This window comes from Duganella alba, assembly GCF_009674495.1.
Classification (GTDB): domain Bacteria; phylum Pseudomonadota; class Gammaproteobacteria; order Burkholderiales; family Burkholderiaceae_D; genus Rugamonas; species Rugamonas alba.
In genome coordinates this window covers 37555-58399 of record NZ_WKJN01000035.1, presented here as the reverse complement: position 1 = coordinate 58399, position 20845 = coordinate 37555, and the positions used below count along the sequence as shown (strand labels likewise).

At 65.2% G+C, this 20845-nt stretch carries 23 protein-coding genes; 16 read left to right on the top strand and 7 right to left on the bottom strand.

Annotated elements, in window-relative coordinates:
* Nucleotides 1-1032 (top strand): ATP-binding protein (locus GJ695_RS25260; RefSeq protein WP_166455407.1); only part of this gene is annotated, 1032 nt, incomplete at its 5' end.
* Nucleotides 1025-1726 (top strand): two-component system response regulator KdpE, encoded by a 702-nt coding sequence (gene kdpE, locus GJ695_RS25255; protein ID WP_154369691.1) that lies wholly within the window; start codon nucleotides 1025-1027, stop codon nucleotides 1724-1726. The genes GJ695_RS25260 and kdpE, both read left to right, overlap by 8 nt.
* 42 nt (nucleotides 1727-1768) lie before the next feature.
* Here the strand turns inward: kdpE and GJ695_RS25250 are convergent, their stop codons facing one another.
* From GJ695_RS25250 to GJ695_RS25240, 3 genes are read right to left on the bottom strand one after another with little or no spacing between them, the layout of a single operon-like run.
* Nucleotides 1769-2938 carry a vWA domain-containing protein gene (locus GJ695_RS25250; protein WP_154369689.1) on the bottom strand — a complete coding sequence of 390 codons (1170 nt, stop codon included), beginning with the start codon at nucleotides 2936-2938 and terminating at the stop codon, nucleotides 1769-1771.
* 1 nt (nucleotide 2939) lies between these two features.
* Nucleotides 2940-3533, bottom strand: coding sequence for a GNAT family N-acetyltransferase (locus tag GJ695_RS25245; protein WP_154369687.1), 594 nt, complete (start codon nucleotides 3531-3533; stop codon nucleotides 2940-2942).
* On the bottom strand, nucleotides 3530-4378 hold the full coding sequence (locus GJ695_RS25240) for an AAA family ATPase (protein ID WP_154369684.1): 849 nt from the start codon (nucleotides 4376-4378) through the stop codon (nucleotides 3530-3532). The genes GJ695_RS25245 and GJ695_RS25240 overlap by 4 nt, the downstream gene beginning before the upstream one ends.
* 202 nt (nucleotides 4379-4580) lie before the next feature.
* Here GJ695_RS25240 and GJ695_RS29875 point away from each other — a divergent pair, with 202 nt between their 5' ends.
* Together GJ695_RS29875 and GJ695_RS29870 are read left to right on the top strand one after the other, a co-directional pair.
* Nucleotides 4581-4928, top strand: a complete 348-nt coding sequence (locus GJ695_RS29875; RefSeq protein WP_154369682.1) for a c-type cytochrome — start codon at nucleotides 4581-4583, stop codon at nucleotides 4926-4928.
* A gap of 11 nt (nucleotides 4929-4939) precedes the next feature.
* Nucleotides 4940-5281: a c-type cytochrome gene (locus tag GJ695_RS29870; RefSeq protein ID WP_154369680.1), complete on the top strand. Its 342-nt coding sequence runs from the start codon at nucleotides 4940-4942 to the stop codon at nucleotides 5279-5281.
* Nucleotides 5282-5375: 94 nt separating this feature from the next.
* Here the strand turns inward: GJ695_RS29870 and GJ695_RS25225 are convergent, their stop codons facing one another.
* Entirely contained in the window at nucleotides 5376-5801 is a 426-nt protein-coding gene (locus tag GJ695_RS25225; protein ID WP_154369678.1) for a DUF1841 family protein, read from the bottom strand.
* 56 nt (nucleotides 5802-5857) lie between these two features.
* Nucleotides 5858-6475, bottom strand: a complete 618-nt coding sequence (locus GJ695_RS25220) for an RNA pyrophosphohydrolase (protein WP_229260642.1) — start codon at nucleotides 6473-6475, stop codon at nucleotides 5858-5860.
* 202 nt (nucleotides 6476-6677) lie between these two features.
* Between GJ695_RS25220 and GJ695_RS25215 the strand changes: the two genes are divergently transcribed.
* Both GJ695_RS25215 and GJ695_RS25210 read left to right on the top strand, forming a co-directional pair.
* The gene (locus tag GJ695_RS25215; protein WP_154369676.1) at nucleotides 6678-8414 is read left to right on the top strand and encodes a proline--tRNA ligase; all 1737 of its coding nucleotides are present in this window, start codon (nucleotides 6678-6680) and stop codon (nucleotides 8412-8414) included.
* Nucleotides 8414-9025, top strand: coding sequence for a lytic transglycosylase domain-containing protein (locus tag GJ695_RS25210; protein WP_154369674.1), 612 nt, complete (start codon nucleotides 8414-8416; stop codon nucleotides 9023-9025). Before GJ695_RS25215 ends, GJ695_RS25210 begins: the two co-directional genes overlap by 1 nt.
* Before the next feature lie 108 nt (nucleotides 9026-9133).
* On the opposite strand, the gene GJ695_RS25205 is transcribed toward GJ695_RS25210, so the two are convergent.
* Together GJ695_RS25205 and ffh are read right to left on the bottom strand one after the other, a co-directional pair.
* Nucleotides 9134-9514 carry an SWIB/MDM2 domain-containing protein gene (locus tag GJ695_RS25205; protein WP_154369672.1) on the bottom strand — a complete coding sequence of 127 codons (381 nt, stop codon included), beginning with the start codon at nucleotides 9512-9514 and terminating at the stop codon, nucleotides 9134-9136.
* Nucleotides 9515-9693: 179 nt separating this feature from the next.
* Nucleotides 9694-11061, bottom strand: a complete 1368-nt coding sequence (gene ffh, locus GJ695_RS25200; RefSeq protein WP_154358179.1) for a signal recognition particle protein — start codon at nucleotides 11059-11061, stop codon at nucleotides 9694-9696.
* A 182-nt stretch (nucleotides 11062-11243) separates the two neighbouring features.
* Between ffh and GJ695_RS25195 the strand changes: the two genes are divergently transcribed.
* From GJ695_RS25195 to ampD, 10 genes are all read left to right on the top strand, one after another.
* Entirely contained in the window at nucleotides 11244-12278 is a 1035-nt protein-coding gene (locus GJ695_RS25195) for a YjgN family protein (protein ID WP_154369670.1), read from the top strand.
* A gap of 3 nt (nucleotides 12279-12281) precedes the next feature.
* On the top strand, nucleotides 12282-13283 hold the full coding sequence (locus GJ695_RS25190; RefSeq protein WP_154369668.1) for a M48 family metallopeptidase: 1002 nt from the start codon (nucleotides 12282-12284) through the stop codon (nucleotides 13281-13283).
* Between the two features lie 108 nt (nucleotides 13284-13391).
* On the top strand, nucleotides 13392-14372 hold the full coding sequence (locus tag GJ695_RS25185; protein ID WP_371866601.1) for an ABC transporter substrate-binding protein: 981 nt from the start codon (nucleotides 13392-13394) through the stop codon (nucleotides 14370-14372).
* Nucleotides 14372-15196, top strand: coding sequence for an ABC transporter permease (locus tag GJ695_RS25180; RefSeq protein WP_154369666.1), 825 nt, complete (start codon nucleotides 14372-14374; stop codon nucleotides 15194-15196). The genes GJ695_RS25185 and GJ695_RS25180 overlap by 1 nt, the downstream gene beginning before the upstream one ends.
* The gene (locus GJ695_RS25175; RefSeq protein ID WP_154369664.1) at nucleotides 15196-15993 is read left to right on the top strand and encodes an ABC transporter ATP-binding protein; all 798 of its coding nucleotides are present in this window, start codon (nucleotides 15196-15198) and stop codon (nucleotides 15991-15993) included. Before GJ695_RS25180 ends, GJ695_RS25175 begins: the two co-directional genes overlap by 1 nt.
* A gap of 22 nt (nucleotides 15994-16015) precedes the next feature.
* Complete coding sequence (locus tag GJ695_RS25170) at nucleotides 16016-16819, top strand: cytochrome C assembly family protein (RefSeq protein ID WP_154369662.1); 804 nt, start codon at nucleotides 16016-16018, stop codon at nucleotides 16817-16819.
* Complete coding sequence (locus GJ695_RS25165) at nucleotides 16816-17112, top strand: PP0621 family protein (protein WP_154369660.1); 297 nt, start codon at nucleotides 16816-16818, stop codon at nucleotides 17110-17112. The genes GJ695_RS25170 and GJ695_RS25165 overlap by 4 nt, the downstream gene beginning before the upstream one ends.
* Nucleotides 17113-17127: 15 nt before the next feature.
* Nucleotides 17128-18831: a sensor histidine kinase gene (locus GJ695_RS25160; protein ID WP_154369658.1), complete on the top strand. Its 1704-nt coding sequence runs from the start codon at nucleotides 17128-17130 to the stop codon at nucleotides 18829-18831.
* Nucleotides 18831-20252, top strand: coding sequence for a sigma-54-dependent transcriptional regulator (locus GJ695_RS25155; RefSeq protein ID WP_154369656.1), 1422 nt, complete (start codon nucleotides 18831-18833; stop codon nucleotides 20250-20252). The genes GJ695_RS25160 and GJ695_RS25155 overlap by 1 nt, the downstream gene beginning before the upstream one ends.
* On the top strand, nucleotides 20249-20845 hold the full coding sequence (gene ampD / locus GJ695_RS25150) for a 1,6-anhydro-N-acetylmuramyl-L-alanine amidase AmpD (protein WP_166455331.1): 597 nt from the start codon (nucleotides 20249-20251) through the stop codon (nucleotides 20843-20845). The genes GJ695_RS25155 and ampD overlap by 4 nt, the downstream gene beginning before the upstream one ends.

The following is a 20845-nucleotide window of genomic DNA, read 5'->3' as shown; positions in this document are numbered from 1 at the left end:
GGCGCGCACGACAGCGCCAGCCGCGCGCACCAGTCGGCGATCGACGTCGGCATCGCCCAATGGGCCTACGACCGCGCCGAACCGGCCGGCCTGGGCACCGGCACGCTGCCGGCCAGCCGCATCTTCTACCTGCCGCTGCAGGCGCCGATGCGCACGCGCGGCGTGCTGGCGATCGAACCGGAGCAGCGGCGCTGGATCCTGATCCCGGAGCAGCGCCAGCAGCTCGACACCTTCGCCGCGCTGGCCGCCATCGCGCTGGAGCGGGTGCACTACATCGACGTCGCGCAGAACGCGCTGGTCAGCATGGAATCCGAACGGCTGCGCAACTCGCTGCTGGCGGCGTTGTCGCATGACCTGCGCACGCCGCTGACCTCCCTGGTCGGCCTGTCCGAAGCGCTGGCCGGTTCGCGGCCCGCGCTGAGCGCCGCCCAGCTGGCCGACGCCACCGCGCTGCACGACGAAGCGCTGCGCATGAGCACCATGGTGGCCAACCTGCTCGACATGGCGCGCATCCAGAGCGGCGAAGTCAAGTTCAACCTGCAATGGCAGCCGCTGGAAGAAGTGGTCGGCAGCGCGCTGCGCGCCAGCGCGCCGCAGCTCAAGGACCACCAGGTCAGCACCCACCTGCCGCCGGAGCTGCCGCTGCTGCGCTACGACGCCGTGCTGATCGAACGGGTGCTGGCCAACCTGCTGGAAAACGCCGCCAAGTACACGCCGCCGGGCGCGCGCATCGCCATCAGCGCCGCGCTGCACGGCGCCTGGATCAACATCACGGTGGCCGACGACGGCCCCGGCCTGCCGTCGGGGCGCGAAGAAGCGCTGTTTGAAAAATTCACGCGCGGCGAGCGCGAATCGGCCAAGCCCGGCGTCGGCCTGGGGCTGGCGATCTGCCGCGCCATCGTCGAAGCGCACGGCGGCCGCATCAGCGCCGGCAGCGGCGCGGCGGCGTCGGCGCTGGGTGGTGCCGCCTTCACCTTCACGCTGCCGCTGGGCACACCACCGGCCATGCCGGAAGAGGAACACCATGAATGACAACACCGCGCCGACCGCCCTGCTGGTCGAAGACGAACCGCAGATCCGCCGCTTCGTGCGCGCCGCGCTGGAGGAAGAGGGCTGGCAGGTGTTCGAAGCGCCCGGCCTGCAGCGGGGCCTGATCGACGCCGGCACGCGCAAGCCCGACCTGATCGTGCTCGACCTCGGGCTGCCCGACGGCGACGGCATCGACTTCGTCATCGACCTGCGCAAATGGTCGTCGGTGCCGGTGATCGTGCTGTCGGCGCGGGTCAACGAAGCCGACAAGATCCGCGCGCTCGACGCCGGCGCCGACGACTATCTGACCAAGCCGTTCGGCGTCGGCGAACTGCTGGCGCGGGTGCGCGCCACCTTGCGCCGCCAGCGCCAGCCGGCCGCCGACAAGAGCGGGCTGGTGCAGTTTGGCGAGGTCGCGGTCGATTTGCAGAACCGGCGCGTGACGCGCGGCGGCGAAAATGTGCACCTGACGCCGACCGAATACCGGCTGCTGGCGGTGCTGGTGGCCAACGCCGGCCGTGTGATGACCAACCCGCAGCTGCTGCGCGCCGTATGGGGCCCGTCGCAATCGGAAAACGGCCACTACCTGCGCATCTACATGGGCCACCTGCGCCACAAGCTGGAAGCCGATCCCACGCAGCCGCGCTACCTGCTGACCGAAACCGCCGTCGGCTACCGCCTGCAACTGCCGGGCTGAGCCACCCGGCAGACCCCTGCTGGCCGCAGTGCGGGTCAGGCCTTATTTGCTCAGCGTGCGCATGGCCCGTTCCGGGCCATCCATGGTCAACGGGAACATGCGGTTGTTCATCAACTGGCGCATGATGGAGACCGACTGGCGGTACTGCCAGATGTTTTCCGGCTCGGGATTCAGCCACACGAATTTTGGGAAGGCGCTGGTGAAGCGCGCCAGCCAGGTGCTGCCGGCTTCCTCGTTGTTGTACTCGACCGAGCCCCCCGGCTGCAAAATCTCGTAGGGGCTCATGGTGGCGTCGCCGACGAAAATCAGCTTGGTGTCGGGCGGGTACTTGCGCAGGATGTCCCAGGTCGGGAAGCGCTCGGCGTGGCGCCGGCGGTTGTTCTTCCACATATAGTCGTACACGCAGTTGTGGAAGTAGAAGAACTCCATGTTCTTAAATTCCGTCTTCGACGCCGAGAACAGCTCCTCGGTGCGCTCGATGTGATCGTCCATGGTGCCGCCGACATCGAACAGCATCAGCACCTTGATGTTGTTCTTGCGCTCAGGCTGCATCTTGATATCGAGGTAGCCGGCGTTGCTGGCGGTGGCGCGGATGGTGTCGTCCAGCGCCAGTTCCTCGGCCGCGCCGTGGCGCGCGAACTTGCGCAGCCGGCGCAGCGCCACCTTGATATTGCGCGTGCCGATCTCCCGTTCGCCGTCGTAATCCTGGTAGCTGCGCGCCTCCCACACCTTGACGGCCGTGCGGTTGCCGCCCTTGCCGCCGATGCGCACGCCCTCGGGATTGGTGCCGCCGTGGCCGAAGGGCGAGGTGCCGCCGGTGCCGATCCACTTGTTGCCGCCCTCGTGGCGCGCCTTCTGCTCCTTGAGCAGCTCCTTGAGGCGGTCCATCAGCTTGTCGTAGCCGAATTTTTCCAGCGCTGCGATCTGCTCCGGCGTCAGCTCGCGCTTCATGCGCTGCACCAGCCAGTCCAGCGGCACGCTGGCGTGGTCGTCGAACACCGCGCTGATGCCCTTGAAGTACAGGCCGAAGGCGCGGTCGAACTTGTCGAAATGGGCCTCGTCCTTCACCAGCGTCAGGCGCGCGAGGTAGTAGAAGTCATCCAGCGAAGTGGTGATGACCTGCTTTTGCATCGCCTCCAGCAGCGTCAGGAACTCCTTGATCGTCACCGGGATTTTCGCGTCTTTCAGCGTGAAGAAGAAATCGATCAGCATGTCAGACGGTTCCGTGCCGGGCCAGTTGGTAGCGCAGGTGCGCCTTGATCTCCGGCCACTCGCCGGCCGTGATGCTGTACATGACGGTGTCGCGCACGGTGCCGTCGCGGCGCAGCGCGTGGTGGCGCAGCACCCCGTCCTTCTTCGCGCCGAGGCGCTCGATGGCGGCCTGCGAGGCGTGGTTGAAGTTATCTGTGCGCAGGCCGACCAGCGCCGCGCCGACGGTCTCGAAGGCGTGCGTCATCAGCAGCAGCTTGCAGGTGGTGTTGACGTGGCTGCGCTGGCGGCTTTTGGCGTACCAGGTGTAGCCGATCTCCAGGCGGCCGATGTCGGCCACAATGTCGTGGTAGCTGGTGGTGCCGACCAGCGTGCCGCTGGCGCTGTCGATCACGGCGAATGCCAGCCGGGTGGGGCGCTGCGCGATGGCCTTGCGGATGTAGGCGTCCACCTCGTCCGGCGCCGGCACCGAGGTCACGCGCAGGGTCCACAGTTCGCCGTCGGCGGCCGCCGCGCGCAGGCCGTCGGCGTGGTGGGCGCCCAGCGGTTCGAGGCGCACGCCGTGCAGTTCCAGCGTGGTGGGCAGCAGGGTGTTCATCGGTTGTGGCGCGCCATGGCGACCAGACGTTCGAACAGGTGGATGTCCTGCTCGTTCTTCAGCAGCGCGCCGTGCAGCGGCGGCACGATGGCTTTCTGGTCCTGGCTGCGCAGCGCTTCGGGCGGGATGTCTTCCGCCATCAAGAGCTTGAGCCAGTCGAGGAATTCCGAGGTCGACGGTTTTTTCTTCAGGCCCTGGACCTCGCGCACCTCGTAGAAGGTCTGCAGCGCCTGCGCCAGCAGCTCCTGCTTCAGGTGCGGGTAGTGCACCTGGACGATCTGTTGCATGGTGTCGCGGTCGGGGAACTTGATGTAGTGGAAGAAGCAGCGGCGCAGGAAGGCGTCCGGCAGCTCCTTCTCGTTGTTGGAGGTGATGATCACCAGCGGGCGGTGCTTGGCCTGCACCATCTCGCGCGTCTCGTAGACGTAGAACTCCATGCGATCGAGTTCGCGCAGCAGGTCGTTGGGGAACTCGATGTCGGCCTTGTCGATTTCATCGATCAAGAGCACCACCGGCTCGGGCGCCGTGAAGGCCTGCCACAGCACGCCCTTGACGATGTAGTTGTGGATGTCGCGCACGCGTTCGTCGCCGAGCTGGGAGTCGCGCAGGCGCGAGACGGCGTCGTACTCGTACAGGCCCTGCTGCGCCTTGGTGGTCGACTTGATGTGCCACTGCATCAGCGGCATGTTCAGCGCGGCCGCCACTTCCTCGGCCAGCATGGTCTTGCCGGTGCCCGGTTCGCCCTTGATCAGCAGCGGGCGTTGCAGGGTGAGGGCGGCGTTGACGGCCAGTTTCAGGTCGGCGGTGGCGACGTATTGGTCGGAACCTTCAAAACGTGCGTGCATGGTGGGCGATCCGGGGAAGAGAAAGAGCAAACAGTATAAAAGGAAACGCTAGAGCGGGGGCTCGATACGGCAGGGGGCTTGTGTTGTTTATAAAAAATACTTAGGTTAGAATCCCTGCACTTATAGAGCAAAAGTCAATAGAATTGACTCCGTGGTAGAAGTATCCGAGATCGCAGTATCCGATTACTTACTTAGAGACACCATGAAAAAACTCACCGCACTCCTCGTGCTCGCAGGCCTCGCCCCAACCGCCCACGTCGCCGTCGCCGCGGAAGTGGTGGGCAACGTCCAGAATGCCAAAGCCAAGATCGAAATGTGCATCGGCTGCCACGGCATTCCCGGCTACAAAGCCACCTTCCCCGAAGTGTTCCCGGTGCCGATGATTGGCGGCCAGTCGGCCAAGTACATCGAGAGCGCGCTGCAGGCCTACAAGAAGGGGGAGCGCAAGCACCCGTCGATGCGCGGCATCGCCGCCAGCCTGAGCGACCAGGACATCGCCGACGTGGCGGCGTTCTATGCGCAGCAGACCCGCACCGCCGACCCGAAATGAGGACCGAGTTCATGCACAAACTGATCGCCATTGCAGGCCTGGCCCTGCTCGCCGGTGCCGCGCAGGCGGCCGGCAACCTCGACGCCGGCAAGGCGCTGACCGAAAAATACGCCTGCTTCAGCTGCCACGGCAAGGATTTCAATACGCCGATCGACCCCAGCTATCCGAAGCTGGCCGGCCAGCACAAGGACTACCTGGAGCACGCGCTGAAAGCCTACAAGCGCGGCGACGCCCCCAACGGCCGCAGCAACGCCATCATGACCGGCCAGGTCAAGCCGCTGAGCGACCAGGACATCAAGGACCTGGCGGCCTACCTGCACAGCCTGCCGGGCAACCTGGCCACCCACCGCTAAAACTCCGGGGTCAGGTCCCCCATTTCTACACGAGCTCTGCCGTAGCTTTGGCTACGGCAGAGCTCGTGTAGAAATGGGGACCTGACCCCGGGTTTTACAGCCGGCGCTTGATGGCTTCGATGTAGGCGGCGCCGTCGGGCGGGGTGCCGGTGCGCTGGGCGTTCCAGATCATCTCGCCCAGGCAGTCCATGATCACGTGCTGCGCCGCGTGGGCGTCGTCCAGCTTGAGCGTCAGTTCGGTCGCCAGCGCGCGGATGCCGGGCGGCTGGTCGATCGAGATCTGCTCGTCGATCGACAGGTGCATCGACAAATGCAGGAAGGGATTGGCCTGCGCGCCCTCGACCTGGTAGTCGCGCGTCAGCGCCGTCTCCACATCCGCCAGCACGTCGTGGTATTCGGGATGGTGGCGGATCCAGTCGGCCGCCATGGTTTCGATCGGGGTCAGGATGTCGTGGGCGCGCTGCTTGCGGTAGGCTTCGCAGAAGAAGCGGCGGACATCGTCGGAGGAAGGATTGAACATAGGCCGCCATTGTACGTAAAAAAAGCGGGACAGTCGGACTGTCCCGCTTTTTTGCATCATCCGCCGTCTTTGCCGGCGTCCGGTTTGTCGGCGCAGCCGCAGTCGGCGTCGACCGCCGCCAGCGCCGCCGGGGCGGCGCGCGGCGCGTGCGGCTGGCGCAGGTAGCGCGAGCCGTGGTGCCGGCGGTCGTGGCCGTTGGCCGGCCAGGTCAGGAAGCGCGACAGTTCCTGCAGGGCGCGCTGGTAGACCTCGCGCTTGAACTCGATCACCACGTCCAGCGGCACCCAGTAGTCATGCCAGCGCCAGGCGTCGAATTCCGGGTGGTCGGTCAGGCGCAGGTTGACGTCGTTATCGCGCGCGCACATCCGCAACAGGAACCAGATCTGCTTCTGGCCACGGTAGTGGCCGCGGATTTCCCGCTTGATGAAATGGTCCGGCACCTCATAGCGCAGCCAGTCGCGGGTGCGACCGACAATCTTGACGTGCTCGGCCCGCAGACCGATTTCCTCTTCCAGCTCGCGATACATCGCCTGCTCCGGCGTCTCCCCATATTTGATGCCGCCTTGCGGAAATTGCCATGAGTGCTCGCGCACCCGCTTGCCCCACCACACCTCGTTCTGGGCGTTCAGCAGGATGATGCCGACGTTGGGCCGAAACCCTTCACGATCGAGCATATTGCACCTCAAACTTTCTGCGGCCGAGCTCCTGTCTTATATTTTTGCCCACAAAAAGGCACGCCGGACCGGTTTTCGGGGTACGAAAACCGCCGGAGGGCCCTGATTTGAACGCATTTGTATAAAGTATGGATGCATCAGCCAGCTAATCCTTTAAAATTAGGTTGATTATAACTCTCTCTTTTTAAAAAGAATTCACCGTATGCGCGCCTCACGTTTTTTTATTTCCACGCTTAAAGAAGCGCCTTCCGATGCCGAGATCGTCAGCCATCAGTTAATGATGCGCGCCGGCATGATCAAACGGCTCGGTTCCGGCATCTACACCTACATGCCGATGGGTCTGAAAATCATCCGCAAGGTCGAAGCGATCGTGCGCGAAGAAATGAACCAATCGGGCGCGGTCGAGCTGTTGATGCCCCTGATCCAGCCTGCCGAGCTGTGGCAGGAAACCGGCCGCTGGGACAAGATGGGCGCCGAACTGCTGCGCATCAAGGACCGCCACGGCCGCGAGTTCGCCTTCCAGCCGACCGCCGAGGAAGTGATCACCGATGTTGTTCGTTCGGAAATTAAATCGTACCGTCAACTTCCGTTGAATTTTTACCACATCCAGACCAAATTCCGCGACGAGCGCCGTCCACGCTTCGGCCTGATGCGCGGCCGCGAGTTCACCATGAAGGATGCGTACTCGTTCGACCGCGACCTGGCCGGCATGCAGGCGTCGTACAAGATCATGTATGACGCCTATACCCGTATTTTCAACCGCTTCGGTTTGAAGTTCCGTGCGGTAGCAGCCGATAACGGCGCCATCGGCGGCACCGGCTCGCACGAATTCCACGTCATCGCCAGCACCGGCGAGGACGCGCTGGTGTACTGCCCGACCTCGGACTACGCGGCCAACATGGAGGCGGCCGAGGCGCTGCCGGTCAACGCCGCCCGTCCGGCTGCGGCGCAGGCGCTGACCAAGGTTGAGACGCCAAACGCCACCAAGTGCGAGCTGGTGGCCGAGCAATTGAAGCTGCCGCTGGCGCAGACCGTCAAGACGCTGGCGCTGACCGTCGAGACCGAAACCGACGGCAAACCAGCTAAACAGTATTTCATGTTGTTGTTGCGTGGCGACCACGAACTGAACGAAGTCAAGGTCGGCAAGGTGCCGGGCCTGGCCGCGCACCGCTTCTCGACCGAGGCCGAGATCCTGGAAGTCTACGGCTGCGTGCCGGGCTACCTGGGGCCGATCGGCACCAAGGCGCCGGTCACCGTGGTGGCCGACCGCACGGTCGCCAACATGGCGGACTTCGTCTGCGGCGCCAACGACGCCGGCTACCACTACACCGGCGCCAACTGGGGCCGCGATTGCGCCGAGCCGGACCTGGTGCTGGACCTGCGCAACGTGGTCGAAGGCGACGCCTCGCCGGACGGCCAGGGCGTGCTGGCGATCGAGCGCGGCATCGAAGTGGGCCACGTGTTCCAGCTGGGCACGGCCTACTCGGAAGCGATGAAAGCCACCTTCCTCGATGAAAACGGCAAGCCGGCGCCGCTGCAGATGGGCTGCTACGGCATCGGCGTGACGCGCATCCTGGGCGCGGCCATCGAGCAGAACTTCGACGACAAGGGCATCATCTGGCCGGCCTCGCTGGCGCCGTTCGAGCTGGTGCTGTGCCCGATGGGCATGGACCGCAGCGAAGCGGTCAAGCAGGCGGCCGAGCAGTTGTACGCCGACGCGGTGGCGGCCGGCATCGACGTCATCCTCGACGACCGTGGCGCCCGTCCGGGCCAGATGTTCGCCGACTGGGAACTGATCGGCGTGCCGCACCGCGTGGTGATCGGCGACCGCGGCCTGAAGGAAGGCAACCTGGAATACCAGGGCCGCCGCGATACCGAAGCGACCGCCGTGCCGGTGGCCGAGGTGCTGGCCTTCATCAAAGGCAAGATGGCGCAGTGATGACCGCGCTGTTGCGCCGGACGGTGCTGGCGGCGGCGACGTTGCTGGCCTTGGCCGCGGCCGCGCCGCTGGCGCTGGCCGGCAACCAGAAGGAGGAAGCGCTGGCCGACGCGGTGCGGCTGGCGCTGTCGAACGCGATCAAGGACGCGACGCCGCCAACGCCGAGCTTCCGCAATCCGTCCGACCAGGCGCGCTACCAGAACTGGCTGGAGACCATGTCCTACCGGCTCAAGCGCAAGCTGCCGGACGACCAGACCCGCAACGAGTTCCTGGCCACCGTCTGGTACGAGGCGCGCCGCGCCGGGCTCGATCCGGGCATGGTGCTGGGGCTGATCCAGGTGGAGTCGGCCTACCGCAAGTACGCGGTGTCGATCGTCGGCGCGCGCGGCTACATGCAGGTGATGCCGTTCTGGACCAACATCATCGGCGACCGCAACCGCAGCGCCCTGTTCAACATGCAGACCAATCTGCGCTATGGCTGTTCGATCCTGCGCATGTACCTGGACATGGAGGCGGGCAATCTGTACCTGGCGCTGGGCCGCTACAACGGCAGCCGCGGCAAGCCGGACTACCCGAACGCCGTGCTGGCGGCGTGGAACAACTGGAAATAAAAAAACCGGGGTCAGTGCCGACATTCGGACATTGGGTAGCGTGCTACCCAATGTCCGAATGTCGGCACTGACCCCGGTTTTGGGGCTGTTTTCGTCAGCGCTGAACGCTTATTTCAGGTGGTCGGAAATGAGCTTGGTCATTTCGAACATGGAGACTTGGGCTTTGCCGCCGAATACCGCTTTCAGCTTGTCGTCGGCATTGATCATGCGGCGGTTGGCTGGATCTTGCAGGTCCAACTTCTTGATGTAATCCCACACTTTTTTGGTCACTTCGGTGCGCGGCAGAGGAGCGGCACCAACGACGGCAGCCAGGGAGGCCGATGGCGTCAACGCTTTCATGAAGGCGGCGTTCGGTTTGCGTGCTGCGGGGGCTGCTTTTTTCACTGCTGGTTTCGCTGCTGCTTTTGCTGGTGCTGCTGCTTTCTTTGCGGCCGGTTTGGCCGCAGGCTTCTTAGCGGGTGCTGCTGGGGTTTTTTTGGCTGTTGCCATATTCGAGCCTCCTTAACGAACACATGGAAAATTGCGCAATTGATCGCACCGGCTAATATTGGTGGGGATTTAACCAGTACGCAAGTGTTTTTCGCGTTTTTTCCCGGAAACACCACGTAAACGCGGGCTTCCGGGCGCGCACGCACCTTCCAGGAGCGTAAACCGGGGCTTTTCCCCGTCTAGCGCAGGCCCGGCATCATGCCCTTCATCGAGCGCATCATCTTCATCATGCCGCCGCCCGACAGCTTTTTCATCATGGTCTGCATCTGTTCGAACTGGTTCAGCATGCGGTTCACTTCCTGCACCTGCACGCCGGCGCCGGCCGCGATGCGGCGCTTGCGGGTGGCCTTGATCAGCTCCGGCTTGGCGCGTTCGGCCGGGGTCATCGAGTCGATGATGCCGACCATGCGCCGCACCTGCTTGTCGGCCTGGTCCATGTTGGCGTTGCCGGCGGCCTGCTGGAACTGCGCCGGCAGCTTGTCGACCAGGCTGGCCATGCCGCCCATTTTCTTCATCTGGCCCAGCTGCGCCTTGAAGTCGTTCATGTCGAACTTGCCGCCCGACTTGACCTTGGCGGCCAGGTCGGCGGCGGCCTTGGCGTCCACGCCCTTGCGCGCTTCCTCGACCAGCGCCAGGATGTCGCCCATGCCCAGCACGCGGTTGGCCATGCGGGTCGGATCGAAGGCTTCCAGGCCGTCGAGCTTTTCCGAGACGCCGGCAAACTTGATCGGCTTGCCGGTGATGTGGCGCACCGACAGCGCGGCGCCGCCGCGCGAGTCGCCGTCCAGCTTGGTCAGCACGATGCCGGTCAGCGGCAGCGCGTCGTTGAAGGCCTTGGCGGTGTTGATGGCGTCCTGGCCCAGCATGGCGTCGACCACGAACAGGGTTTCGATCGGCTTGACCGCGCCGTGCACGGCGGCGATCTCCTTCATCATTTCTTCATCGATGCCGAGGCGGCCGGCGGTGTCGATGATCAGCACGTCGTGGTAGTGCTTCTTGGCCCAGTCCAGCGCGGCCAGCGCGATGTCGACCGGTTTGTCCTGGGCAGTCGACGGGAAGAAGTCGGCGCCGACCTGCGCCGTCACCGATTGCAGCTGGGCGATCGCGGCCGGGCGATAGACGTCGGCCGACACGGTCAGCACTTTCTTTTTCTTTTCTTCCTTCAGATATTTGGCCAGCTTGCCGACGGTGGTGGTCTTGCCCACGCCTTGCAGACCGGCCATCAGGATGATGGCGGGTGGCTGCTGGGCAAAGCTCAGCTGGGCCGCTTCCGGTCCCAGGTCGGCGCCCATCAGGGCGGCCAGCTCGCGCTGCACCACGCCGACCAGGGCCTGGCCTGGCGACAGCGAGGAAATCACTTCCTCGCCGAGGGCTTTTTCCTTGACGCGGGCGATGAAGTCGCGCACGGCCGGCAGGGCGACGTCGGCCTCGAGCAGCGCCATGCGCACTTCGCGCAGCATCTCGGCGGTGTTGGCTTCGGTCAGGCGGGCCTCGCCGCGCATGGTCTTGACGACCTTGGCGAGGCGTTGAGTCAGATTATCTAGCATGGTGATCGATCAGTCGGTGGTGACGCCGGCCGCAGGGCCGGACAATGGCCGCCATTTTACCGCATCGCCCGGGCAGTCACGCATTTGATGTATTGCCAAAAAAGTACAATTTCTCATTGACAATATAGTGGATGGCAGGCATCTTCTTATCATCTATGTAATTATCATACTGAGAGGGGAATATGGAACAGCAGCAACCGCAGCGCATGCGCTTTCACGCCACAGGCGGCGAGTATTTCCGTATCTGGATCGTCAACCTGTTGCTGACCATCGTCACGCTCGGCATCTATTCAGCCTGGGCCAAGGTGCGCCGCAACCAGTATTTTTATTCGAGCACCGAACTGGCCGGCAGCAGCTTTGAGTACCACGGCAATGCCGTGGCCATCCTCAAGGGCCGTCTGCTGGCGGCGGTGTTTGTCGGCGTCTACGCGCTGACGCTGCACAGCTCGCCGCTGCTGGCCTTCGTCGCCATCCTCGGGCTGGCGGCGGTTTCGCCCTGGTTCATCTGGAAGAGCTTGCAGTTCCGCCTGCATAACACCAGCTATCGCGGCATCCGCTTCCGCTTTGCCGGCGACGTCCACGACGCCTACATCAACTACATGGTGCGGCCGTGGCTGAGCGGCGTCACCGCCGGCCTGGCGGTGCCCTTCGTCCACCAGCGCGCCAAGGCCTGGCAGCACAACAGCGCCCGCTACGGCAACGCGCGCTTTGCCTTCGATGCCGGCGTCGGCGATTTCTACAAGCTGTACGGCGTGTTGCTGCTGATCGGCGGCGGCGGCTTTGCGTTGCTGACCTGGTTCATCATGTCGCTGGGTAATCAACCCGACGGCATCCACAGCTACAGCCAGCAGCGCGCGGCCGAAGCCGGCATGGTGGTCATGGCCGGCTACGCCTGGTTCTTCCTGGTGTATCCGCTGTTCATGAACATGCTGCAAAACCTGGTGTGGAACCATACCCGGCTGGAAGAGCACCGCTTCCAGTCCGACATGCAATGGGGCCGCATGATCTTCATTACCGTCACCAATTATCTGGCGGTGATCTGCACGCTGGGCCTGTTCCTGCCGTTTGCGCGCGTGCGCACGCTGCGCTACCGCATCGAATCGATTGCGCTGCTGCCGGAAGGCAGCCTGGACGACGTGCTGGCGGCGCCGCAGGACGAAGTCGGCGCCACCGGCGAGGGCGCGGCCGATCTGTTCGATCTCGACCTGTCGATGTAAGCCATGACCGCCGTTGCCGCCCGCTATTTCGACGGCCGCAGTTCGCGCCTGCGGCACGTCACGCTGAGCGTGGAAGCGGGCCACGCAGTGCTGCACGGCGACGTCGAACGGCGCGCGCCGCTGCATGCGCTGCGGGTGTCCGAGCGCAGCCACGGGGCGGCGCGCAAGGTGACGTTTGCCGACGGCGCCTATCTGGAAGTGGATGACCACGCCGCCTTTGCGCGGCTGCTGCAGGAGACCGGCCATCGCGACAGCCTGGTGGTGCGGCTGCAGCAAAGCTGGCGCGCGGTGCTGGCCGCGGCCGCCGCCACGGTGGCGCTGCTGTGGCTGGGATACCTGTACCTGCTGCCGACGCTGGCGGCCGGCATTGCCGCCGCGTTGCCGGCCGGGGTCGAGCGGCAGCTGGGCGCCGGTGTGTTGGCGCTGATGGACCAGCGCCTGCTGGCGCCGAGCACGCTGTCGCCGCAACGCCAGGCCACGCTGACCGGACGCTTCCGCAGCCTGCAGCCGCCGCGCGGCGGCGCGCCCGGCTGGCGGCTGCTGTTCCGCAGCAGCCGCATCGGTCCGAACGCGTTTGCGCTGCCGTCCGGCGACATCGTGCTGACCGACCAGATGGTCCAGCTGTTGAACAACGACACCGCGGTGCTGGCGGTGCTGGCGCATGAACTGGGCCATCTGCATGAGCATCACAGCATGCGCCGGCTGATCCAGGGCTCGGTGGTGACGGCGGTGTCCGGCCTGGTGTTCGGCGATATGTCGGCGCTGATGGCCACCGCGCCGGCGCTGCTGCTGGACATGAAGTACTCGCGTGATGCGGAGCAGGACGCCGACGACTACGCCGTGGCCATGATGCTGCACAACGGTCTGGGCGTGCAGCCGCTGGTGGATGTGTTCAGCCGCCTGCAACAGCTGGAGCAGCAGCAGGGCGGCGACATGGGCTATCTGTCCAGCCATCCGCCCAGCAGCGAGCGCCTGGCGCGGCTGCGCGCCGCCGCTGCGCGCTAGGCCGGCGTTATTGCTCGTAGATCAACATCGCACAGACTCGGAATGCGCTGATATGCAAGAACGATTCCGCTTGGTATGATTTCCGAACAACATATACAGGAGAGACGGATGAAACGGATCAAACTTCAAGCAGCACTCTGCAGCGCCGCAGTCATGACCGCCGCGTTGGCCCCGGCCCAGGCCCAGGAAGTGGTCCGGCTCGGCAACCTGAAATTTGCCCATTACGGCGCCGTCTCGTATATCAAGGAAATCGCGCCCAAGTGCGGCATCAAGGTCGACGAGCGGGTGTTCGCCAAGGGCCTGGATGTGATGCAGGCGATCATCGCCGGCGAACTCGATGTCGGCACCACCGCGTCGGAGGCGGCGATTTCCGGCCGCGCCGGCGGTGCGCCGATCTACGTGGTGGCCGGCTTCGCCAAGGGCGGCGCGCAGCTGGTCAGCCGCGCCGACCTGAAGCTGAAATCCGTCAAGGAACTCAAGGGCAAGAAGGTGGGCGTGACGCGCGGCGGCATCCAGGAGGTGCTGCTGCTGGCCGAGCTGCAGCAGAACGGCCTGAGCGTCTCCGACCAGCCGGGCAAGGATGTGCAGCTGGTGTTCCTGGCCTATGCCGACTTGAACCAGGCGCTGCTGGGCAAGCAGATCGACGCCATGATGCAGTCCGAGCCGCAATCCTCGCAGGCCATCAACAAGGGCTTCGGCACCGAGATCATCAAGCCCTACGACACGCCGATCGGCGAGCCGGTGCGCACCATGGTGATGACCGAGAAGTTCTATAAGGAGAAGCGGCCGCTGGCCGAGAAGTTCATGAACTGCTTCGTCCAGGCCACCAAGACCTTCATCGACAACAAGGCCATCGCCGAGAAGTACGTGCGCGAGGTGGTGTTCAAGGGCCAGATCACCAAGGACGATTTCGACGACGCCATCGGCAATTCACCGTACAGCTACGACATCACGCCCGAGCACATCCAGACCACCACCGACGTCATGGTCAAGACCGGCGTCGGCCGCATGGCCAAGCCGCCGGTGGCCAAGGACTGGGTCAAGACCGACTTGCTGGAAGCGGCCAAGAAGTCGCTGGGCGTGAAGTAATGGCCGCCACGTCTTCGTGGCGCCAGGTCGGCATCGGCCTGGTGCTGCCGGCGCTGGTGGTGGCGCTGTGGCAGATGGTGGCGTCGCTGGGCTGGGTCAATCCGCAGGTGCTGCCGTCGCCGCTGGCGGTGGCGGAGAAGTGGGTGGCCTACCTGCTGCCGCTGCAGCCCTACGATCCGGCGGCCGGCAGCTGGCTGCACTGGGCCTTCTCCGGCGAACTGATCACCGATTCCCTCAGCAGCCTGTACCGCGTGGTGGTCGGTTTCCTGATCGGCGGCGGGCTGGCCTTGCCGCTGGGCCTGGCGATGGGCATGAGCAATCGCGTGTATGACTGGTTCAACGTGCTGGTGCAGATGGTGCGGCCGATTCCGCCGATCGCCTATATTCCGCTGTCGATGCTGTGGTTCGGACTGGGCAATCCGCCCGCCATTTTCCTGATCGCGCTGGGCGCGTTTTTCCCGGTGCTGATGAACACCATCGCCGGCGTGCGCCAGGTCGACGGCATCTTCATCCGCGCCGCGCGCAACCTGGGCGCCTCTGGCTTCACCATGTTCGTGCGGGTGATCCTGCCGGCCGCCGTGCCCTACATCCTGTCCGGCGTGCGGATCGGCATCGGCACGGCCTTCATCGTGGTGATCGTGGCCGAGATGGTGGCGGTCAACAACGGCCTCGGTTTCCGCATCCTCGAGGCGCGCGAGTACTTCTGGTCGGACAAGATCATCGCCGGCATGATCTCCATCGGCCTGATCGGCCTGGCGATCGACGTCGGCATGAACAAGCTGAATAACCATCTGCTGCGCTGGCACCGCGGCCTGGAGAATTAATGAGCGCCTCCCATATCGTCATCTCGCAGGTGAACAAGGTGTTCCAGACCGCCGAGCGCGAAGTGGTGGCGCTCAAGGATATCAACCTGGAGATCCCGCAGGGCCAGTTCGTCTGCCTGCTCGGGCCTTCCGGCTGCGGCAAGTCGACGCTGCTGAACGCGGTGGCCGGCTTTGCGCCGCCATCGTCCGGCAGCATCAGCGCCGACGGCAGGCTGGTCACGGCGCCGGGTCCGGAGCGCGGCATGGTGTTCCAGGAATACGCGCTGTTCCCATGGATGACGGTGGCCGACAACATCGCCTTCGGCCTGCAGATCAAGGGCCAGCCCAAGGCGCAGATCGCCGCCACCGTCGACCAGCTGCTCACCATGCTGTCGCTGCAGGACTTCCGCAGCCGCTACCCGAAAGACCTGTCGGGCGGCATGCGCCAGCGGGTGGCGATCGCCCGCGTGCTGGCGCTCGACTCGCCGATCATGCTGATGGACGAGCCGTTCGGCGCGCTCGACGCGCTGACCCGGCGCAACCTGCAGGACGAGCTGCTGCGCATCTGGGCCGAGCTGAAAAAGACCATCATCTTCGTCACCCATTCGATCGAGGAGGCGATCTACCTGGCCGACCGCATCGTGGTGATGACGTACCGGCCCGGCACCGTCAAGCGCGACATGCTGGTCGAGTTGCCGCGCCTGCGCGACCCGGCCGCCGCCGAATTCAATGCGCTGAAACGCGAGCTGGGCCAGCTGGTGATGGAAGAACAACAACGCCACCACCACGACGAGCTGCGCATGGCAGCCGTGGACTGAGGCGATGGTGTAAACTGCGGGAATGCAGATCTATTCCTTTATCGCAGCCATCGCGCTGTACATCCTGTGCGCCGCCCTGCCATCGCGCCGTGGCGGCCTGATTTCGGCCGTCACGCTGGCGGCCTGGCTGTTGCATGGCGTCGGCCTGTGGGCCGACATTGCCGGCGGCGGCGAACTGCGCTTCGGCTTCGCCGCCATGCTGTCGTCGGCGCTGTGGGTGTCGGTGGCGGCCTACTGGCTGGAAAACCGCAACTTCAGCCTGGACGGCATGCGCCGCCTGGTGATGCCCAGCGCCGCCGTGGCCGCGCTGCTGCAGGTGATTTTCCCCGGCAATCTGGTGCCGCTGGAAGGCAAGTCGCCGCTGTTCGGCTGGCACATCGCCATCGCCACCATGGCCTACAGCACGCTGACCATCGCCGCCTTCCACGCCGTGCTGATGGCGCTGCAGGAGTCGCGCCTGCATGCGCGGCGCGACACCAAATCCTTCCTGTCCGGCGCGCTGGACCAGCTGCCGGCGCTGCTGACCATGGAAAAACTGCTGTTCCGCATGATAGGCTTCGGCTTCACCTTGCTGAGCCTGACCGTGTTGTCGGGCATCGTGTTCTCGGAACAGCTGTTCGGCCAGGCGCTGAAATGGGACCATAAATCGGCGTTCACGCTGCTGTCCTGGGTGCTGTTCGCGGCGCTGCTGGCCGGCCGCCGTTTCCGCGGCTGGCGCGGCAAGACCGCGCTGAGCTTCACGCTGGCCGGTTTTGCGACCTTGCTGCTGGCGTATGTCGGCAGCCGGTTTGTGTTTGAAGTGGTTTTGCATAAGGGTTGGGCATGAGCCGTATTATTTTCTGGCTGGGACTGGTTTTCCTGGTGATCTTCGCGGTCCGCTCCAAGATCCGCGCGGCGCAAAAGCGCCACCAGCAGCAGTTCCGCCAGCCGCAGCAGCCGCCGGCGCAGCCGCAACCGGCGCCCACCTACAAGGCGCGCGCCGCCGCCCAGGCCGCCAACGACGCCGAAGTGATGCTGCAATGCGCGCATTGCGGCGTGTTCTATCCTGCCTCGGAAACGGTGCAGGCCAACGGCCGTGACTATTGCAGCGCCGGCCATGCCGCCCTGCCGTCGGCCTGATCCCGAAAGCGCGTCATGATGGCGCGCCTGCATGCGCTGACGGCTGAATCGCGCGCCACCTTCTGGCGCTCGCTGCAGACGCTGAACGCCAGCCGCGTGATCATCGCGCTGGTGCTGCTGGTTTACCTGAGCTTCGACAGCCGCAGCGCGCAGGCCGCCAGCCAGTCGCTGTACCTGCAAATCTGCCTGGTGTACCTGGGACTGTCGATCGGCTTCGCGCTGTCGGCGGTGTACTGGCAGCGCCGCTTCCTGCTGCAACTGCTGTCGCAGATCGCCTGCGACCTGGCCATCATCTCCATGCTGTACCTGGCCAGCGGCGGCATGCGCAGCGGGCTGGCGATCCTCTACCTGTTCCCGCTGGCCGGCCTGGCCATCCTGGCGCCGCTGACGATGGCGCTGTTCTGCGCCTCGCTGGTGACGCTGTTCCTGCTCGGCGACAGCACCTGGCAGGTCTTTCTCAGCGAGAACGACCGCGACGTCATGCAGGCCGGCCTGTACGGCGCCGCCTTCCTGGCCGCGGTGCTGGTGGTGAACCGCATGGCGGCGCGGCTGATCGGGCAGGAGGAACTGGCCAGCCAGCGCGGCGTCGAGATCAATGTGCAGCAGGCGGTCAACCGGCTGGTGATGGCGAATATCGGCGACGGCATCCTGGTGGTCGACGCCGATGGCCAGGTGTTCGCCGGCAATCCGGCGGCGCAGCAGATGCTGGGATTGGTCGGCGCCGAGGTGCGCTTCAAGCTGTCGGCGGCGGCCTCGCTGTCGCCGCTGACGCAAGCCTACGAAGCCTGGCGCGCCGACGCCACCCGTTCCACCGCCTTCCTGACCATCAAGCCGTTCAACGACGCCGCGCTGGAAGGCATGAGCGCCGCCTGGAGCGCGCGCCGCGACCTGGCCGCGCACCTGAAAGTGCGCTTCGCCGCCGCCGACATGGCGGGGCTGGGCCAGGGCGCCGAACGCAGCGTGATCTTCCTGCAGGACGTGACTGGCATCGAAAACCAGGCGCAGCAACTGAAGCTGGCGTCGATGGGGCGGCTCACCGCCAGCATCGCGCACGAGGTGCGCAATCCGCTGTCGGCCATCGGCCACGCCACCTCGCTGCTGGGCGAGGACCTGACCGACCCGGTGCAGCAGCGGCTGCTGAAGATCGTCGGCGACAACGTGGCGCGGGTGAACCGCATGGTGGAGGACATCCTGCAACTGTCGCGCAAGGTGCAGCCGCACAGCGAGCCGCTGGCGCTGGACGTCTTTTTGGCCGAGCTGCGCGCGGAATTCATCGAGACCCACGGCCTGGCGCCGGACATCCTCGGCCTGGCGGCGGCGCCCGGCGTGCAGGTGCGCTTCGACGCGCTGCACCTGCGCGAGGTGGTGCTCAACCTGCTCAACAACGCGGTGCGCTACGCCAGCGGCGGGCCGGAGTCGATCCGCATCAACGTGGTGAGCGACACGGCGCAGCGGCTGGAACTGCACGTGCAGGACGATGGCCCCGGCATTTCGCCGGAAGTGCGGGCGCATCTGTTCGAGCCGTTCTACACCACGTCCAGCAAGGGCACCGGGCTGGGATTGTACTTGGCGCGCGAACTGTGCTTGAATAACGAAGCGCGGCTGGACTATGAGTATCGTTTCGATAACAAGGACAACGCCGATGGCAGCCCGTCCCTGAGCGGGCGGTTTGTAATTACTTTCGCCTGGCCTGGGCAGAAGCAAGGAAAGGCTGTTTGATGAATGCTCGTTCCCCCCGGGTCCTGGTTGTCGACGACGAAGCCGACCTGCGCGAACTGCTGGAACTGACTCTGCTGAAAATGGGGCTGGATGTCGACAGCGCCGCCACGCTGGGCGAGGCGCGCGCGCTGCTGGCCACGGCGGAGCGCGAATACCAGCTGGTGCTGACCGATATGCGCCTGCCGGACGGCCTCGGGCTGGAACTGGTGCGCGAGGTCACGGCCGCCTACAAGAACACGCCGGTGGCGGTGGTCACCGCTTTCGGCAGCGCCGACAACGCGGTGATCGCGCTGAAAGCCGGCGCCTTCGACTACATCTCCAAGCCGGTGGCGCTGGACCAGCTGCGGCTGATGGTGCAGTCGGCCCTGCGCCTGAACGCGGCGCCGGCGGCGGGACAGGCGCCGGCCGCCACGCCGACGGCCAGCCGGCTGCGCGGCGAATCGGCCGTGATCCAGGCGCTGCGCGCGCAGATCGCGCGGCTGGCGCGCTCGATGGCGCCGATCGCCATCCACGGCGAATCGGGCAGCGGCAAGGAACTGGCGGCGCGCGAGATCCACGCGCAAAGCTCGCGCGCTGCGCAGCCCTTCATCGCCGTCAACTGCGGCGCGATTCCCGAGGCGCTGATGGAGGCGGAGTTCTTCGGCTACCGCAAGGGCGCCTTCACCGGCGCTGCCGACGAGCGCGACGGCTTCTTCCAGGCCGCCAACGGCGGCACGCTGATGCTCGACGAGGTGGCCGACCTGCCGCTGGCGATGCAGGTCAAGCTGCTGCGCGCGATCCAGGAGCGGCGCGTGCGCAAGATCGGCGCCACCGCCGAGGAACCGGTCGACGTGCGTATTATTAGTGCGACCCACAAGAACCTGGCGCAATGCGTGGAGCAGGGCAGCTTCCGCCAGGATCTGTTCTACCGTTTGAACGTGATCGAGCTGGGCCTGCCGCCGCTGCGCGAACGGCTCGACGACCTGCCGGTGCTGACCGGCGCCATTTTGGAACGGCTGGGCACTTTCGAGCACAAGGTGGTGCTCGGCCCCGGCGTGCTGGAAGCGTTGCGCGGCTATTCCTTCCCCGGCAATGTGCGCGAGCTGGAAAACATCCTGGAGCGCGCGCTGGCCTTTGCCGACGACGGCGTGATCCAGGTCGACGACCTGTCGCTGAAGGGGGCGCGCATGGCGGAGGCGGCGCCGCTGCCGCTCGCGGAGCCGGCCGCCGTGGCAGCGGCGGCTGCGGCCATGCCGCCGCAGCCGGACACGCTGCCCTCCAGCCTGCCCGACTACCTGAACCAGATCGAACGCGACATCATCCTGCGCGCGCTGGCGCAGACGCAGTTCAACCGCACCCAGGCCGCGCAGCTGCTGGGCATCAGCTTCCGCCAGCTGCGCTACCAGATGCAAAAGCTGAATATCCAGGAGCCGGAAGCGTGAGCGGTTTCGATGGCTGGCTGCCGCAGGCGCGGCGCTACGACAGTCCGTATTGCGACGCGCGCCCGGGCCCGACGCCGGACGACATCACGCTGCTGGTGATCCACAACGTCTCGCTGCCGGCCGGCAGTTTCGGCGGGCCGCACGTGTCGGACCTGTTCACCGGCCGGATCGACTATAATGCTGACCCCTCGTTCGCCGACCTGCGCGGATTGAAGGTCTCCAGCCACTTTTTCATCCGCCGCGACGGCCGCATCATCCAGTACGTTTCCGCCAACGCGCGGGCCTGGCATGCCGGCCTGTCCAGCTTTCGCGGGCGGGATAAATGCAATGACTTTTCAATCGGTATCGAGCTGGAAGGCAGCGATTTCGTGGCCTTCGAAGCGGCGCAATACACGGCGCTGGCGGCGCTGACGATCGCGCTCCAGCAGCACTATCCGTTGACGGATGTGCAAGGCCATGAGCACATCGCACCGGGTCGAAAAACCGATCCGGGACCGTTATTTGATTGGGAATGTTATCAAAATCTGCTTAAGAAACAGGCAATGTTAGTAGCTGCTAGCGCTGAACTTGGCTTCCCTGTAGGGCTTCCTTAA